Source organism: Streptomyces sp. NPDC051051 (assembly GCF_040682975.1).
Taxonomy (GTDB): domain Bacteria; phylum Actinomycetota; class Actinomycetes; order Streptomycetales; family Streptomycetaceae; genus Streptomyces.
This window is the reverse complement of record NZ_JBFBCB010000015.1, coordinates 80,597-95,961: the sequence shown is the minus strand read 5'-3', so window position 1 is coordinate 95,961 and position 15,365 is coordinate 80,597. Positions and strand designations below refer to the sequence as shown.

General features: G+C 74.4%; 12 protein-coding genes. 4 read left to right on the top strand and 8 right to left on the bottom strand.

What is annotated here, in order from left to right:
* Window positions 1-285 precede the first annotated feature (285 nt).
* Both glpK and AB0N31_RS14315 read right to left on the bottom strand, forming a co-directional pair.
* Window positions 286-1,803: a glycerol kinase GlpK gene (glpK, locus tag AB0N31_RS14320; RefSeq protein ID WP_366058663.1), complete on the bottom strand. Its 1,518-nt coding sequence runs from the start codon at window positions 1,801-1,803 to the stop codon at window positions 286-288.
* Window positions 1,804-1,827: 24 nt separating this feature from the next.
* A complete protein-coding gene (locus AB0N31_RS14315) occupies window positions 1,828-2,682 on the bottom strand; it encodes an MIP/aquaporin family protein (RefSeq protein ID WP_366058661.1) in 855 nt (284 codons plus the stop codon).
* Window positions 2,683-2,993: 311 nt separating this feature from the next.
* Here AB0N31_RS14315 and AB0N31_RS14310 point away from each other — a divergent pair, with 311 nt between their 5' ends.
* Window positions 2,994-5,045, top strand: a complete 2,052-nt coding sequence (locus AB0N31_RS14310; RefSeq protein WP_366058660.1) for a SpoIIE family protein phosphatase — start codon at window positions 2,994-2,996, stop codon at window positions 5,043-5,045.
* A gap of 33 nt (window positions 5,046-5,078) precedes the next feature.
* Here the strand turns inward: AB0N31_RS14310 and AB0N31_RS14305 are convergent, their stop codons facing one another.
* From AB0N31_RS14305 to AB0N31_RS14295, 3 genes are all read right to left on the bottom strand, one after another.
* Window positions 5,079-5,612 carry a GNAT family N-acetyltransferase gene (locus AB0N31_RS14305; protein WP_366058659.1) on the bottom strand — a complete coding sequence of 178 codons (534 nt, stop codon included), beginning with the start codon at window positions 5,610-5,612 and terminating at the stop codon, window positions 5,079-5,081.
* 57 nt (window positions 5,613-5,669) lie between these two features.
* On the bottom strand, window positions 5,670-6,146 hold the full coding sequence (locus AB0N31_RS14300; protein WP_366058658.1) for a DUF1801 domain-containing protein: 477 nt from the start codon (window positions 6,144-6,146) through the stop codon (window positions 5,670-5,672).
* Between the two features lie 62 nt (window positions 6,147-6,208).
* A complete protein-coding gene (locus AB0N31_RS14295; protein ID WP_366058657.1) occupies window positions 6,209-6,757 on the bottom strand; it encodes a pyridoxamine 5'-phosphate oxidase family protein in 549 nt (182 codons plus the stop codon).
* 136 nt (window positions 6,758-6,893) lie between these two features.
* Here AB0N31_RS14295 and AB0N31_RS14290 point away from each other — a divergent pair, with 136 nt between their 5' ends.
* Complete coding sequence (locus AB0N31_RS14290; RefSeq protein ID WP_366058656.1) at window positions 6,894-9,824, top strand: LuxR C-terminal-related transcriptional regulator; 2,931 nt, start codon at window positions 6,894-6,896, stop codon at window positions 9,822-9,824.
* Between the two features lie 40 nt (window positions 9,825-9,864).
* On the opposite strand, the gene AB0N31_RS14285 is transcribed toward AB0N31_RS14290, so the two are convergent.
* Both AB0N31_RS14285 and AB0N31_RS14280 read right to left on the bottom strand, forming a co-directional pair.
* Window positions 9,865-11,451 (bottom strand): glycerol-3-phosphate dehydrogenase/oxidase, encoded by a 1,587-nt coding sequence (locus AB0N31_RS14285; protein ID WP_366058655.1) that lies wholly within the window; start codon window positions 11,449-11,451, stop codon window positions 9,865-9,867.
* Window positions 11,448-12,047: a TetR/AcrR family transcriptional regulator gene (locus tag AB0N31_RS14280; protein WP_366058654.1), complete on the bottom strand. Its 600-nt coding sequence runs from the start codon at window positions 12,045-12,047 to the stop codon at window positions 11,448-11,450. The genes AB0N31_RS14285 and AB0N31_RS14280 overlap by 4 nt, the downstream gene beginning before the upstream one ends.
* Before the next feature lie 74 nt (window positions 12,048-12,121).
* Here AB0N31_RS14280 and AB0N31_RS14275 point away from each other — a divergent pair, with 74 nt between their 5' ends.
* Window positions 12,122-13,720, top strand: coding sequence for an FAD-binding oxidoreductase (locus AB0N31_RS14275; protein ID WP_366058653.1), 1,599 nt, complete (start codon window positions 12,122-12,124; stop codon window positions 13,718-13,720).
* Window positions 13,721-13,811: 91 nt separating this feature from the next.
* Window positions 13,812-14,693 carry a YegS/Rv2252/BmrU family lipid kinase gene (locus AB0N31_RS14270; protein WP_366058652.1) on the top strand — a complete coding sequence of 294 codons (882 nt, stop codon included), beginning with the start codon at window positions 13,812-13,814 and terminating at the stop codon, window positions 14,691-14,693.
* Window positions 14,694-14,814: 121 nt separating this feature from the next.
* Here AB0N31_RS14270 and AB0N31_RS14265 read toward each other — a convergent pair whose 3' ends face one another.
* Entirely contained in the window at window positions 14,815-15,351 is a 537-nt protein-coding gene (locus AB0N31_RS14265) for a hypothetical protein (protein WP_366058651.1), read from the bottom strand.
* Between the last annotated feature and the right edge of the window lie 14 nt (window positions 15,352-15,365).

The following is a 15,365-nucleotide window of genomic DNA, read 5'->3' as shown; positions in this document are numbered from 1 at the left end:
TGACTCGGGAACGGCTTGCGAACGGTGTTCTCACGGCCCGTCCGCCCGCGAACGGCCTCGTGCGGCAGGGGACTTGCTCACGGACAGGGGAGGGGATCAGCGGCTCTTCGGACGTGGCGGACCGTGCGCGCAAGCGGAATGACAACATGCGTGTTCGAGGGTTGTCCAGACCTTTCGCACGGCGCGGCCGGGGGCGCGCCCGGCCGGCGACACGGCGGAGCCGGGGCCGACACGTGCTGTCGGCCCCGGCTCGGGAGGGCTCTCGGGAGATCTGTCAGGAGGCGCCTACTCGACCTTGGCCCAGTCGAGGGTGCGTTCCACCGCCTTCTTCCAGCCGGCGTAGCCCTCGGCCCGTCGCTCGTCGGACCACTGGGGCTGCCAGCGCTTGGACTCCTGCCAGTGGGTGCGCAGTTCGTCGGTGTCGCGCCAGAAGCCGGTCGCCAGGCCGGCCGCGTAGGCGGCGCCGAGCGCGGTCGTCTCGGCGACGACCGGGCGGCTGACCGGCACCCCGAGGACGTCGGCCTGGATCTGCATGCACAGGTCGTTGGCCGTCACACCGCCGTCGACCTTGAGGACGTCGAGGTGGACCCCGGAGTCCTGTTCCATGGCCTCGACGACGTCACGGCTCTGGTAGCAGATCGATTCCAGGGTCGCCCGGGCCAGATGGCCGTTGTCGTTGTAGCGGGCCAGGCCCACGATCGCGCCGCGGGCGTCGGAACGCCAGTACGGTGCGAACAGGCCGGAGAACGCCGGGACGAAGTACATGCCGCCGTTGTCCTCGACGGTACGGGCCAGCGTCTCGCTCTCGTCGGCACTGCTGATGATCTTCATCTGGTCGCGCAGCCACTGCACCGCGGACCCCGTGACCGCGATGGAGCCCTCCAGGGCGTAGACCGCCGGCTCGTCGCCGAACCGGTACGCCACGGTGGTGAGCAGCCCGTGCTGTGAACGCACCAGCTCGGTACCGGTGTTGAGGACCAGGAAATTGCCGGTGCCGTAGGTGTTCTTGGCTTCGCCGGGGGCGTAGCAGACCTGTCCCACCGTGGCCGCCTGCTGGTCGCCGAGCACCCCGGTGATGGGGATGGCGGCGCGCAGCGGCCGGGAGGTGCGCGTGACACCGTACGCCTCGCGGTGGGAGGAGGGGTTGATGACGGGCAGCATGGACCGGGGGATCCCGAAGAAGCCCAGCAGTTCGTCGTCCCAGTCCAGCGTCTCCAGGTCCATCAGCATGGTCCGGCTGGCGTTGGTCACGTCGGTGGCGTGGATCCCGCCGTCCGGGCCGCCCGTCAGGTTCCACAGGACCCAGCTGTCGGTGTTGCCGAAGACGGCGTGGCCCTGTTCCGCCGCCTCGCGGACCCCGTCGACGTTCTCCAGGATCCACTGGATCTTGCCGCCGGAGAAGTACGTCGCCGGGGGCAGGCCCGCCTTGCGGCGGATGACGTCGCCCTTGCCCGAGCGTTCCAGGGCCGCGGCGATGGAGTCGGTGCGGGTGTCCTGCCAGACGATGGCGTTGTAGTAGGGGCGTCCGCTGCGCGGATCCCACACCACCGTGGTCTCCCGCTGGTTGGTGATGCCGATCGCGGCCAGGTCCTCCGGGGACAGGTTCCCGTGCCGCAGGGCGTTCTGTATCACCGAGTTGGTGCGTTCCCAGATCTCGACGGGGTCGTGCTCGACCCATCCCGACCGCGGGAGGATCTGGGCGTGCTCCAGCTGGTGCTTCGCCACCTCGTTCCCGTCGTGGTCGAAGATCATGAATCGGGTGCTGGTGGTGCCTTGGTCCACCGCGCCCACGAAGTCAGCCATGGGGTACCGCCTTTGCTGCGGGGGTCAGCGCTCGGAGTCGTCGGGGGCGGGGACGCGGCCGGGAGGCTCCGGCTCCGCCGTCGGCAGGAGCCGGCCGACGAACGCCTTGTACAGGCCGCCGCCGAGCAGACCGCCGATCAGGGGGCCGAGGATCGGCACCCAGAAGTAGAGGTTCCCGTACTGATCCCGCCACGCTCCGCCGTAACCGGTGAAGAAGCTGGCCAACCGGGGACCGAAGTCACGCGCCGGATTGATCGCGTATCCCGCGTTGGTTCCCCACGCCATGCCGATCGCCACGACGATCAGGCCCACGATGAACGGGGCCAGGTTCGCACCGGGCGGGTTGTTGAGCAGGTCCGTGACGGCCAGGATCAGCAGCAGCAGGATGGCGGTGCCGATGACCTGGTCGCGGAAGGCGCCCCATTCGTGGACCGGCAGGTTCGGGTTGCCGTTGGCGGGGAGCGTGGAGAAGACACCCTGCGTCTTGATGGTGTGACCGGGGTCGGCCTTCGCCAGTGCCTCGGTGTAGTTCCACCGGACGATCAGGGCCGCCACGAAGGCGCCCGCGGTCTGCGCCAGCGCGTAGGGCGCGACCTTGCTCCACGGGAACCCCTTGAAGGCCGCCAGGGCCACGGTCACCGCGGGATTGAGGTGGGCGCCGCTCAGCCGCCCCGCGACGTACACGCCGAGGGTGACGCCGAGGCCCCACGCCCAGGCGATGCTGTCGTGGTTGCCGAGGCCGCCCGGCGGTGTCGTCAGGGCCCCGCCGGCGACCACCTGGGCCACCACTCCGCATCCGAAGAGGATGAGAACCATCGTGCCGGCGAACTCGGCCGACAACTCGCCGATCAGCCCCGACCTTTTGAATCGCTCAGCCATGGAAGCTCGCTTCCCGCCGGTCGAGGGACCGGCTCTCGATTACCGAGCCCTTCCGACGTCAGGATAAGTCGACGGGAATGAAATCGCTCGAACAGTCCCGTAAGGCAACAAACCGGTCAGTATGTGGCCGTGGCCGTGGCCGTGGTCGCCGGATGTTCGTCGGATGTCCGTCGGATGTCCGTCGGACGGCTGCCGGGCGGCCGCCGGGCGATCCCGGCGGTCCGGGCGCCGCGGCTCTGCCGCCTGATGGACTCCACTCTTCCGGATAGGGTGTTTTCGTACGAAATGTTGCCTGGGGGTCAGGACGTGCGGTGGACGCTCACCAGACGGCGGGACCGGTACCGGAACAGCCCTCCACGGCTGTCGGGTACGCGGGCGTGCTGCGCGAGCTGCTGCCGATCGCGCTCTGGCGGGAGGACGCCGACGGACGCGTCGTGGAGTGGTCGCTGGCCGCCCAGGACCTGCTCGGCCACCGGCCCGAGGACGTACTCGGCCGGCCCGCCTCGGCCCTGCTCGTCCCCGAGGGCAACGCCGAACTCGCCGACCAGCTGACCCGCCGGGTGCACGCCGGGGAGACCGTCGTCGGCACCCTGTGGGTGCGCCACCGCGACGGCCACCAGGTGACGATGGAGATGTGGATCGTCCCGGCCGCCGACGCGCTCGGACGGCCCGGCGCCCTGCTCATCGCCGTGGAGACCTCCCAGGTCCTGCGCATGCGGGACTCACTGGCCGCCCTGGAGAGCCTCTTCCGCCAGTCGCCCATCGGCCTGGCCACCCTCGGCACCGACCTGCGCTTCCTGCGGGTCAACGACGCGCTCGCCCGGATGAACGGCCTCTCCGCCGCCGAGCATCTGGGCAAACGCCTGTCCGAGGTGGTGCCCGACGTCAACGCCGCCGCCCTGGAGTCGACGATGCGGCAGGTCCTGGACCGGGGCACCGCCGTCGTCGACGTCCGCCGCACCGGACGCACCGCCTCCGACCCCCACCACGACCGGACCTGGTCCTGCTCCTACGCCCCCCTCGTCGACGGCGCCGGCCGGACCCTCGGCCTGATCGCCTCCCTCATCGACATCACGGAGAGCCAGCGCGCCGAGGCCGACGCCGAGCGGGCCAGACGCCGTTTCGCCCTGCTGGCGGAGGCGGGCACCCGCATCGGCACCACCCTGGACCTGCGGCAGACCGCCGAGGAGATCGTGCAGATGCTGGTGCCCCAGCTCGCCGACTCCGCCGACGTGCAGCTCCTCGAAGAGGTCCTGCAGCCCGACGAGTCCGCCGCCTCCACCCACGGCGTGGTCCGGCGCATGGCCGCCCACTTCCCCGACCCCGCGGCCCCCACGGCGAAGCTCCTGCCGGGCATGACGTCCCAGATCCCGCACGGCTCGCTGTACGAGAGGGTCATCACCGAGGGACGCCCCACGAACCTCTACCGCTCCGACGTCCCGGCCCTCGTCAGCGACCCCCGCTCCGACCACCTGCGCGCCTACCTGATGGGCCTCGGCTCCGCGCGACTGATCCCCCTGGTCGCCCGCGGCAAGGTGCTCGGCGCGGTCATCGTGACCCGGCTCCGCACCCGCGAACCCTTCGACGAGCAGGACTGCGTGCTCATCGACGAACTGGCCGCGCGCGCCGCCCTGAACATCGACAACGCCCTGATGTACACCCGGCAGCGCGCGGCGGCCCTCACCCTGCGGCGCAGCCTGACCAACAGCGCGCTGCCCGTCGTCCCCGGCCTCGAACTCACCGGCCGTTACCTGCCGGCCAGCGAACACGACGTCGGCGGCGACTGGTTCGACGTCATCGCGCTCCCCGACGGCAGGACCGGACTGGTCATCGGTGACGTCATGGGCCACGGCATCCACGCGGCGGCGGTCATGGGCCAGCTCCGCACGGCGGTGCGCACCCTCGCCCGGCACGACATCCCTCCGGCCCGCATGCTCCGCTCACTGGACGCCGTCGTGGCCGACATGGGCGAGGACGAGATGGCGACCTGTGTCTACGCCGTCCACGATCCCGCGTCCGGCGGATGCCTGGTCGCCCGGGCCGGCCACCCGCCGCCGGCCGTCACCGCACCCGACGGGTCGGTCACCTTCCTCGACGGCCCGCCGGGCACCCCGCTGGGAACCGGCGGGCACGAGTTCCGCACGGAGGAGGTCCCGCTGCCGCCGGGTGGCCTGCTGGTGCTGTACACCGACGGTCTCGTCGAAGCCCGCGGCCGGGACTTCGACCAGGGCCTGGACCGGCTCGCCCGCGCCCTGCGGGCGCCCGCACGCTCACTGGCGGAACTCTGCGACGACGTCCTCGCACGGATGCTGCCGCACCCCGCGCAGGACGACGTCGCCGTCCTCATGGCCCGCCCGCAGTGACCGGCCGGGTCCCGCGGTCCGCCGCCCGCGCGTTCAGCCCTGGTACTCGGTGAGGTCGATCGCGTGCACGGCCAGCGGGACGTCGTGGACCGGGTGGGTCGTCACCCGCTCCGGCACCATCCCGAGCTTGCGGATGACGTTCTCCGAGGCCTCGTCCCCCACCCGGCAGATGCCGACGACCCGGTCGAGCCCCCGGTCCTGGAGCGCGAACTCCAGCGTGGCCTGCGCGGCCTCGGACGCGTACCCCTGGCCCCAGAACGGTGTACCGAGCCGCCAGCCGATCGCCACCTCGGAGGCCACCTCCGGCAGGAACTCGGGCACGTACAGCCCCGTGAAGCCGGCCAGCTCGCCCGAGGCCAGCAACTCGACCGCGAAGAGGCCGAAGCCCTCCTCGTCCCACTCCTCCTCCCACCGCTCGATGGCCTCCGCGGTCCTGTCCAGGTCGAGCACCGAGCCGTCGTCGACCCACCGCATCACCTGTGGGTCCGCGTTGATCTCGGCCATGGGGACCAGGTCGTCGTCGTGCCAGCGACGGAGGAGGAGGCGGGGGGTGCGGATCTCGGTCATGGGACCATCCTGCCGAAGCCGTGGCCCGTACCGGTAATCAGCGGGGTGCGGGCGGTCTCAGCCGGCCGCCCTCTCGACGAGCGCGACGATCCGCGCCTCGGTGTCGGCGGTCAGTGCCGTCAGGGCGTAGGAGGTGGGCCACAGGGTGCCGTCGTCGAGGTGCGCCTGGTCGCTGAAGCCGAGCGTGGCGTACCTGGTCTTGAACTTCTGCGCGCTCTGGAAGAAGCAGACGACCTTGCCGTCACGGGCGTACGCGGGCATGCCGTACCACAGCTTCGGCGTGAGGTGCGGCGCGGTGGCCCGGATGATCTCGTGGAGCCGCTCGGCGAGGACCCGGTCGGCGTCCTCCATCCCGGCGATCTTCGCGCGGACGTCGCTCTCCCCGTCCGCCTTGGCCGAGCGCGGGCTGCGGCGCGCGGCCGTCTTCAGCTCCCGGGCGTGGTCCTTCATCGCCTCGCGTTCCTCGGCGGAGAACCCCTCGAAGCCCTGCGCGGGCGTGCCGGATTTCGGTGCGGGCTTGTGCGTGCTGGTCATGGGGGGTGCCTTTCCGGGTGGGTGCGATCTGTGAAGTGCGGTCTGTCGTGAACTCTTCGGGCCTAACCCAGCCACCTGCCGTCGCGCATCAGCTCACGTCCCGTCAGTTCGTCCGCCTCGCGCCAGGCCTGGACGCGGCGCGGGGTGACACGGAACCAGCGGTACGGCGTGCCGGTCGGGTCCGGGACGCGCGGGTCGAAGCCGGTGCGGGCGGCGAACCGGTCGCCCCGCTCCCGCGGCAGGGCGTCGATGTCCAGCCCTTCGACGTCACCGTCGATCATCGACACGTCCCGGGTGGGGCCCAGTCCCAGGCGGACGGTACCGGCGGCGACCAGGTTCCGGCCGGTCGGACCGCCGGCCGCGGTGGCGAGCAGCAGCGTCTCGCCGTCCCAGTCGAAGGACAGCGGCACCAGGTACGGCACGCCGTCCGCCGAGGCCGTGGCCACCCAGACGTCGACGTCGTGGGTGAGCCGGTGCGCGGTGTCACGGCGGCGCCGGGCGCGGGAGCGCGGACCGGCACCCGTGCCGTCCTGGACCCGGCCGAGGACGTCGGCGTCCGGGCCGGTGGGGTGCGCGGCGGTCCTCGAAGTGCGGTTGGCCGAGCCGGTCATGGTCACTCCCGGGGTCGCGGGTCATGATCCGCCCGGCCTGACCTGCCGGGCTCGATCGCCGTGGTCACACTCTCTCCCCGCCGGGGCGGTCCCCGCCTCCGTGCCGGCCACGGAGATCACCACGGATAATGACCCCGTGTCCACCTCAGTGATCTCGGCCCGGGAGGGCGAAGTGCTCGCGCTGCTCGGGGAGCACCTCAGCAACGCGGAGATCTCCGCCCGCCTGTTCATCTCCGTCCGGACGGTCGAGTCACACGTCTCCGCGCTGCTGCGCAAGCTGGGGGTGCCCGACCGGCGGGCGCTCGCCAGGCGTGCCGTCGAACTCGCCCGTGCCGAACGGCCGCGGCCGGCCCCCGCCCTCCCCGTGCCGCTGACGGCGTTCGTCGGCCGGGTGCGGGAGCGGGCGGAGCTGGCCGAGGCGGTGAAGTCCTGTCGGCAGGTGACCGCGGTCGGTCCGGGCGGCGTGGGCAAGACCCGGCTCGCGCTCGCGGTGGCGGCGGAGACGGCCGGTGACTTCGCCGACGGGGTGTGGTTCGTCGACCTGGCCCCGGTCGTCGATCCGGGCCGGGTCGGGGCCGCGGTCGCGGCGGCGGTCGGGGTCGGCGAACAGCCCGGCCGGGGCATCGACGAGGCGGTCCTGGCGGCACTGGCGGACCGTCAGGCGCTGCTGGTGCTCGACAACTGCGAGCAGGTACGCGACGGGGTGGCGCCGTTCCTGGAACGCCTGCTGGTCGCCTGCCCCCGGTTACGGGTGCTGGCGACGAGCCGGGCCCGGATGACGGTGCCGTTCGAACGGGTCTTCCCGGTCCCGCCGCTGTCCTGGGCCGACGGGGACGAGTCGGAGGCCGTGACCCTGTTCATGGAACGGGCGGCGGCAGTCGGCCGGCCCCCGGACCCCGCCGTGCGCGAGCGGGTCGCGGGCCTGTGCGAACGGCTCGACGGCATGGCGCTCGCCATCGAACTGGCCGCGGCGCGTTGGCCCACGCTCGGACTGGACGGGCTCACGGCCGGCCTCTCCGACCAGCTGCGGATCCTCGCGGGCGGGCCCCGCGCCGACGACCGGCACCGGTCGGTGCGGGCGGCGCTGGACTGGAGCCACGACCTGCTGGAGCCGCGGGACCGGACACTGCTGCGCCGTGTCTCGGTGTTCGCGACGGCGTTCACCGCCGACGCGGCCGTCGAGGTGGCGGCCTTCGCCCCGCTGGACCCGGTCGCGGTGGCCGACGGCCTCGGCAGGCTCGCGGACCAGAGCCTGCTCACCGCGACGCCCGCCGCGACCGGCACCCGGTACCAGGCGCTGGAGACCATCCGCCAGTACGGCACGGAGCGGCTCGCCGACGCCGGCGAGCTGACCGAGGTCCGCGCCCGTCACCTGGCCCGGTGCCTGGCCGGCGCGACCGCCCTCACCGCGGCGGAGGGCGAGGGCACCGGCCGGCGCGCCCGGTTCGACGCCCTGGCCGAGGACATCAGAGCCGCCCTCGCCTGGGCCGCCGACCGGCCGGAGCAGCGCGCGCACGCCCACCGTCTCGCCCTGGCCATGGGCGGGCTGACCTTCGTCCACCACCTGCTCGGCGAGGCCCAGCAGTGCTACGAACTGGCGGCCGCGCTCGCCGATGACGCGGCCGGCGCCGAGGCGCTGCGGCAGGCCGCCGCGGTGGCCGGCTGCCGCAGGCTCGGCGACGACATGCTCCGCCTGCACCGCGGCGCCGCGGAGGCCGCCCGGCGGGCCGGTGACCGTCCGGGCGCCGGCCGCGACCTGGCGACGGCCGCCACCGTCGCGTACCGCTTCTCGAGCGAGTTCACCCGGGTCCCCACCACGGCCGAGGCGAGGGCCATGCTGAGGACGGCGCGGGAACTGTCCGGTGGAAGCGTAGGTCACGGCGGAGGTGACGGCGACGGCGATCCGAGGGCCGAGGCGAGGGCCGTGCCGGGGACCGCGCGGGAACTGTCCGACGAGGGCGGGGGCGAGGGCGGAGGTCACGGTGACGGCGGAGGTTACGGCGACGGCGCCCCCGCGGTCGAGGCGGCGCTGGCGCTGGCCGAGGCGGCGGTGCTCGCGGATGCCTTCGGCGCGGTCCAGGGGGACACCGACAACACCGCGCACGAGACCGTCGGGCGCGCCGAGCGGGCCGTGGAACTCGCCCGGCGGGCGGGCGATCCGGTGGCCGAGTCCGCCGCGCTCGACGCCCTGTCCGGCGCCCTGACCTGGGCCGGTGACTCCTTCGGCGCCGCGGCTGCCGCCCGGCGCCGGATCGCCGTCCTGGAGCCGGTGCCGCACACCCCCGCCGCCACCCACGAGCGGATGGACGCCCTCGCCATGGCCGCCGGAACCGCCCTCGGCGTGGGCGACCTGCCGCAGGCCCGCCGGTGGGGCGGCCAACTCGCCGCCCACCCGCTGTTCGCCGAGGTGGGCCACCACGCCACGTCCTGGCTCCTGATCGCGGACGCGTTCGCGGGCCGCGCCGGCGACGTGCTCACCGGCAGTGCCGGGTTCCTCGACGCGTGGCGGCGCAGCGGCCGGCAACGGTCGTTCTCGCTCGGCCCGGCCGCCGCGTCGGTCGCCATGGTCCACGGCCTGCGGGGCGACCACGACGCCCGGGCTGCCTGGCTCGGGATCGTCGACCGGGCGGGCACCGAGTCGGAGCACCGCCACGGCTACGGCGCGGTCTTCGACGCGATGGTCCTGCTCCACCACGGCGATCCGGACCAGGCCCTGGAGCGGGTCGCACCGGAGCCGGACCAGGTGTGGAAGTGGGTCTCCTGGATCTGGCTGCACTGGTACGTCGCCCTGCGGGCGGAGGCCTCGGTGCTCGTCGGCCACCCGGACGCCCGTGACCGGGTCGCCGCCGCCCGCGGCACGGTCGCCGGCAATCCGGTCGCCACCGCCCAGCTGGACCGGGCCCAGGCGCTGCTGGACGGTGACCCGGCACGTCAGCTCGCCGCCGCGGCGGCCTTCGAGGCGGCGGGCTGCCCCTACCAGTCGGCACGGACGCTGCTGCTGGCCGGCCCCGGCCACCGGGAGGACGGCAGGCGCGCCCTCGCCGGCCTCGGCCTCACGGACGGCTGAGACCCCGCACGTCAGGCCCCGCCGTCCTGGTCGGCGCGGGTCACGACAGACCCGGGCGCGACCGGTCCCGGGTCTCGTCCAGCAGGCGGCGTACGGCGGGCAGGGCCCGGTCGCGGTCGTCCGGTACCAGGCCGACGCGGGTGCGGCGGTCGAGGAGGTCGGCCTCGTCGAGGGCGCCTTCGTGACGCAGTGCCCACACCAGTTCCGCGCCGGTGACGGGATGGCCCGCGAGGACGGGCTCGGCGAGGTGCGGGTGGGCGGCGGCGAGGCCCTGGACGGCCGGGGCTTCCGTGCCGTAGCGCCGGACGAGGCGGCGGGGCGCGGCGAGGGCGCGCAGCGTCCGCGGGGGCGCCGCGCCGACGAGGGGGAGGCGGGCCGTGCGGCAGGGGGCGGCGGTGAGGCGGCCCGAGGCGACGGCGGCGTCGACGGCGTCCTGGGCCATCCTCCGGTAGGTGGTGAGCTTGCCGCCGACCACCGTGACGACGCCGTCGCCCTGGCTGACGACCGCGTGCCGCCGGGAGATGTCCGCGGTCCTACCGGTGTCCGCCGAGTCCAGCAGCGGGCGCAGCCCGGCGAAGGCGCCGACCACGTCGCGACGGTGCACGGGGGTGTCGAGCACACAGCCGAGGACGTCGAGGAGGAAGCCGATGTCCGACTCCGGGGCGGCCGGGACGTCGGGCAGGTCGCCGTCGACGGGTTCGTCCGTGAGCCCGACGTAGACGCGGCCGTCGCCCTGGGGGAGGACCAGGACGAAGCGGTTCGTCTCGCCGGGGACCGGGACGTGCAGTCCTGCCGGGAGGGCGCCGAGGCGCTCGGAGCGCAGGACGAGGTGGGTGCCCCGGGACGGCCGTATCCGGATGCCCTCGACCAGCCGGCCGGCCCAGACGCCGGAGGCGTTGACGACCGTGCGGGCCCGGATCTCGCCCTCCTCGCCGGTCAGTTCGTCGCGGACCACGGCTCCGCGGCCGGTGAGCCGCAGTGCTCGGACCCGGGTGAGGACGCGGGCGCCGTGGGCGGCGGCCGTCCGGGCGAGGGCGGTGACCAGGCGGGCGTCGTCGGTGACCTTGCCGTCCCAGGACAGCAGGCCGCCGCGGAGTCCTTCGGGACGTACGGCCGGGGCGAGGTGGCGGGCCTCCGTCGCCGAGAGGCGGCGGGGCGCCGGCAGCGTGGCCCGTGCGGTGCGGGCGGCGAGCCGCAGGGCGTCCCCGGCGCGGAAGCCCGCCCAGGCCAGGGTCGCCTGGCCGCGCGAGACCAGCGGGGTGAGCGGCAGGACGAAGGGTTCGGCGTGCACCAGGTGCGGCGCGGTGCGTTCCATGAGCAGCCCGCGCTCCACCGCGCTCTCGTGGGCGACGTCGAACTGCGCGGAGGCGAGGTAGCGCAGGCCGCCGTGGATGAGCTTCGAACTCCAGCGGGAGGTGCCGAAGGCGAGGTCGTGGGCGTCGACGGCGGCGACCGTCAGGCCCCGGGCGGCCGCGTCGAGGGCGGCTCCGGCACCCGTCGCACCCAGGCCGACGACCAGGACGTCCACCGTCGGCCCGCCCACGGTCCCGGCGAGTTCCCGTGAGCGGCGGGCGGCCGACAGCGAGGAGGCGCCGCGGGGCGGGGCGGTGCTGCTGGTGCGGCTCATGGCGTGAGGGTCCTCTCCAGAAGGGTCCGCAACTCCCCGAGGAAGGCCGCGGAGTCGAGGTCCGGGTCGTCCTCGTCGGTCATGGTCCGCAGGGACAGCGTGAACGACTGGACGACGAGCAGCAGGGAGCGGGCCTGCCGCCCCGGATGGCCGGGCCGCACCGAGCCGTCCGCGTGGCCCTCGCGCACTCCGGCGGAGAGCAGTTCCAGCAGGGCTTCCTGACTCGCCCCGCGCCGGTCGAGGACGTAGGGCAGGAGGAGCTCGGGGTCCACGTCGACGATCTTGCGGAACAGCGGATGCGCGCGGAAGGCGGTCACCCCCGCCACCAGGCCGTCGACGAGGAGGGTGCGGGCGTCGGTGTCCGGGCGCCGCTCGGGCATGGCGCCGGTGGCGACTCCGACCCATTCCCGGGTCATGAGGTCGCCGACCAGCGAGCGGACGTCGGGCCAGCGCCGGTAGAGGGTCATGCGGGAGACCCCCGCCCGGCGGGCCACGTCGGTGAGCGTCGTCCGGCGGACTCCGACGGCCAGGACGCAGTCGCGCACCGCGTCGAGCACCGCGTCCCCGTCCGACTGGTTGTGACGAATAGGCGTCATGTGTCACAGTGTAACGCCTCATGAGGGCCGCGACGAGACGGCCTCCCGCACCGCCGACCTGGAGGACGACACCGATGGACATGCTGTGGAGCGGCTGGGGCGATCCCGCCGCGGCGACGGTGCTGCCCGACACGGTGCTCGGGCTGCTGCACGACCTGCTCGGCGTCGAGCCGCGCGCCGCCGCCCCGGTGCCGCTCGACCGGATCCCGGTCCCCGCCGCACCCCTCGACGCCGAGGCGTACGACGCCCTGCTGGCGGCCGTCGGGGGACACCCCGAGCACGTCCGCACCGACGCCGAGGCCCGCATCCGGCACACCCGCGGCAAGTCCACCCCCGACCTGCTGCGCATCCGCGCCGGCGAGGTCGACGACCTCCCCGCGGCCGTGGTGCTCCCCGCCGGACACGACGAGGTTCTCGCCGTCCTGCGGGCCTGCGCCGCCCACGGGCTGGCGGCCGTGCCCTTCGGCGGCGGCACCTCGGTCGTCGGCGGGCTCGCCCCCGTCGGGCGCGGCGCCTTCGTCTCCCTCGACCTGCGCCGCATGAACGGCCTCCTGGCCGTCGACCCCGTCTCCCGGACCGCCACCCTCCAGGCCGGACTGCGCGCCCCGCACGCCGAGGCGCTGCTCGCCGGACACGGCTTCACCCTCGGCCACTTCCCCCAGTCCTACGAGTGGGCCACCATCGGCGGCTTCGCCGCCACCCGCTCCAGCGGACAGGCCTCCGCCGGCCACGGCCGCTTCGACGACATGGTCCTCGGCCTCACCCTCGCCACCCCCGAGGGCACCGTCGAGACCGGCCGCGCCCCGCGCTCCGCCGCCGGCCCCGACCTGCGCCAGCTCCTGCTCGGCTCGGAGGGCGCGTTCGGCGTGATCACCTCGGTCACCGTCCGCGTCCGTCCCGTCCCGCGCTCCCGCGTCTACGACGGCTGGCGCTTCCCGACCTTCCGGCAGGGCACCGACGCCCTGCGCCGGCTGGCCCAGGACGGGCCCCGGCCGACGGTGCTGCGCCTGTCCGACGAGACGGAGACCCTCGTCGGCCTGGCACAGCCCGACGCCATCGGCTCCGACGCCGCGCGGCAGGACGCCGGCTGCCTGGCCGTCGTCGGCTTCGAGGGCACCGACGAGGACACCGCCCACCGCCGCGCCGCGGCGACCGCGGTGCTGCGCGGGGCCGGCGGACAGCCGCTGGGGGAGGAGCCGGGCCGTCGCTGGGCGCACGGCCGCTACTCCGCCCCCTACCTCAGGGACGCGCTGCTCGACGCGGGCGCCTTCGCCGAGACGCTGGAGACCGCGGCGTTCTGGTCCCGCCTGCCGGAGCTGTACGCCGGCGTCCGCGACGCCCTGACCGCGACACTCACCGGGGCGGGCACCCCGCCCCTGGTCATGTGCCACGTCTCGCACGTCTACGAGAACGGCGCCTCCCTCTACTTCACCGTGGTCAGCGCCCAGGGCGACGACCCCCTCGCCCACTGGACCCGCGCCAAGCACGCGGCCAACGACGCGATCCTCGCCGCCGGCGGCACCATCACCCACCACCACGGAGTGGGCACCGACCACCGCGACTGGTACGTACGCGAGGCCGGCGACCTGGCCGTCGACGCCCTGCGAGCCGTCAAGCGACGTCTCGACCCGGCCGGAGTCCTCAACCCGGGCGTCCTGCTTCCCGCAGACTGAACCGACCCGGCCCCCGCTCCACCGCCGACCGATCCACTCGTCCGTCCATCCGCCCATGCGTCCATCCGCCGACCGCCCGGAGGCCCACCCGATGCGACAGTTCACGGCCGTCGTCAACCCCACCGCAGGCGCTGCCACGGGCGCGGCGGCCCTTCTCGGGGTGGCCAGGCTGCTGCGGGACGCGGGCGCCGACCTGGAGACCGCCCACAGCCAGAGCCTGCGACACGCCCAGGAACTCGCCCGGACCGCCGGGGAACGCGGGCGGATCGTGCTGGCGGTCGGCGGCGACGGCGTCACCGGCGCCATCGGCGGAGCCCTCAGCGGCACCGACGCGGTCCTGGGCCTGATACCGGCGGGGCGCGGCAACGACTTCGCCCGGGCCCTGAGGCTGCCCACCGGGGCGGACGCCCTGGCACGCGTCCTGCTGGAGGCCGAACCGCGCCCCGTCGACACCATCGAGGTGCGCTCCGCGGTCCACGACCGCACCGTCGTCCTCGGCAGCGTCTACGCCGGAGTCGACGCGCTCGCCAACCGCCACGCCAACCACGCCGGACTGCTCAGGGGCGCCGCCGCCTACTACGCCGGGGGTCTCCGCGCGGTGGCCGGCTGGCGCCCCGTCCGGTACCGCGTCACCGTCGACGGCGTCGAGCACGCACACCACGGCTACACCGTCGTCGCGGCCAACTCCGGCTTCTACGGCTCGGGCCGCGTCATCGCCCCCGACGCCAGGATCGACGACGGCCTGCTGGACGTCGTGCTGATCCGGCACGCCCCCCGGCACCTGTTCTTCGCCCTGATGAACGAGCTGAAGACCGGCACCCACGTCCGCCGCCCCGAGGTGCACGTCCTGCGCGGCACCCAGGTCCGCATCGAAGCCGACCGCGGCGTCCCCTACGGCGCCGACGGCGAGGTCGAGGCCGAACTCCCGGTCACCGCCACGGCGCTCCCCGGCGCGCTGCGGGTACTGCACTGAGCCCTGCCCCGGGTGGTGCGCCGGCTGAAGCCGAGAATCCGCGCCACGGGACGGACCGGTGCCCCGGCGCGCGCGAGCACACCGGGGCACCGGTCCGGGGCGTGCGTCCCCGCCGAAGGGCTCAGCGGCGCCGGACCGTGAACGAGCACCATGCCGTCCACGCCGATTCCGTGGCACCGTCCTTGACCCGCACCCGCCAGCGGTAGGAGCCGTCGGCCAGCGTGCCGTCGGGCAACTGGTAGGCGGCGTCATGGCTGGTGTCGCTGGTCAGCTGCTTGTGCGACACCGGTTCCCCGGCGGCCGTGTCCACTTCGAAGAGCACCTTGCGGCGCGGCCCCGGCGGGTCGGACTCGACCGTACCGGGCGGCGCCACGGACTCCAGGGTGGCGGCCAGGGTCGGCGACCCGGACGTCACCACCGGGTCCCCGGCCGGGTCGCCGCAGAGCTGGAAGCCCGCGTACGGCCCGTCGGAGATCCGGGGCGTTTCCGGGGTGGGCAGCAGTTCACCCGGCCCGCCGTCCGCCGCGGACCGGGCTGCGGGCTGCGACGAGGCGCCGGCCATGGCGAAGGGGGCCGCGACGGCGCCTATGGCGCAGGCCGCCACCAGGACGGACACGGCGCGCCCCGGGCGTTCGCGAAACGTTGTGCGTACGCGCATGACTGTCTCTTCTC

What these genes read in the sequence shown, in the direction of transcription:
- AB0N31_RS14270 (WP_366058652.1), top strand. Translation starts at nt 13,812, where the DNA reads ATGCGACAGTTCACGGCCGTCGTCAACCCCACCGCAGGCGCTGCCACG.
- AB0N31_RS14265 (WP_366058651.1), bottom strand. Translation starts at nt 15,351, where the DNA reads ATGCGCGTACGCACAACGTTTCGCGAACGCCCGGGGCGCGCCGTGTCC.
- AB0N31_RS14300 (WP_366058658.1), bottom strand. Translation starts at nt 6,146, where the DNA reads ATGACCAGCACGCACAAGCCCGCACCGAAATCCGGCACGCCCGCGCAG.
- AB0N31_RS14280 (WP_366058654.1), bottom strand. Translation starts at nt 12,047, where the DNA reads ATGACGCCTATTCGTCACAACCAGTCGGACGGGGACGCGGTGCTCGAC.
- glpK (WP_366058663.1), bottom strand. Translation starts at nt 1,803, where the DNA reads ATGGCTGACTTCGTGGGCGCGGTGGACCAAGGCACCACCAGCACCCGA.
- AB0N31_RS14285 (WP_366058655.1), bottom strand. Translation starts at nt 11,451, where the DNA reads ATGAGCCGCACCAGCAGCACCGCCCCGCCCCGCGGCGCCTCCTCGCTG.
- AB0N31_RS14305 (WP_366058659.1), bottom strand. Translation starts at nt 5,612, where the DNA reads ATGACCGAGATCCGCACCCCCCGCCTCCTCCTCCGTCGCTGGCACGAC.
- AB0N31_RS14315 (WP_366058661.1), bottom strand. Translation starts at nt 2,682, where the DNA reads ATGGCTGAGCGATTCAAAAGGTCGGGGCTGATCGGCGAGTTGTCGGCC.
- AB0N31_RS14295 (WP_366058657.1), bottom strand. Translation starts at nt 6,757, where the DNA reads ATGACCGGCTCGGCCAACCGCACTTCGAGGACCGCCGCGCACCCCACC.
- AB0N31_RS14275 (WP_366058653.1), top strand. Translation starts at nt 12,122, where the DNA reads ATGGACATGCTGTGGAGCGGCTGGGGCGATCCCGCCGCGGCGACGGTG.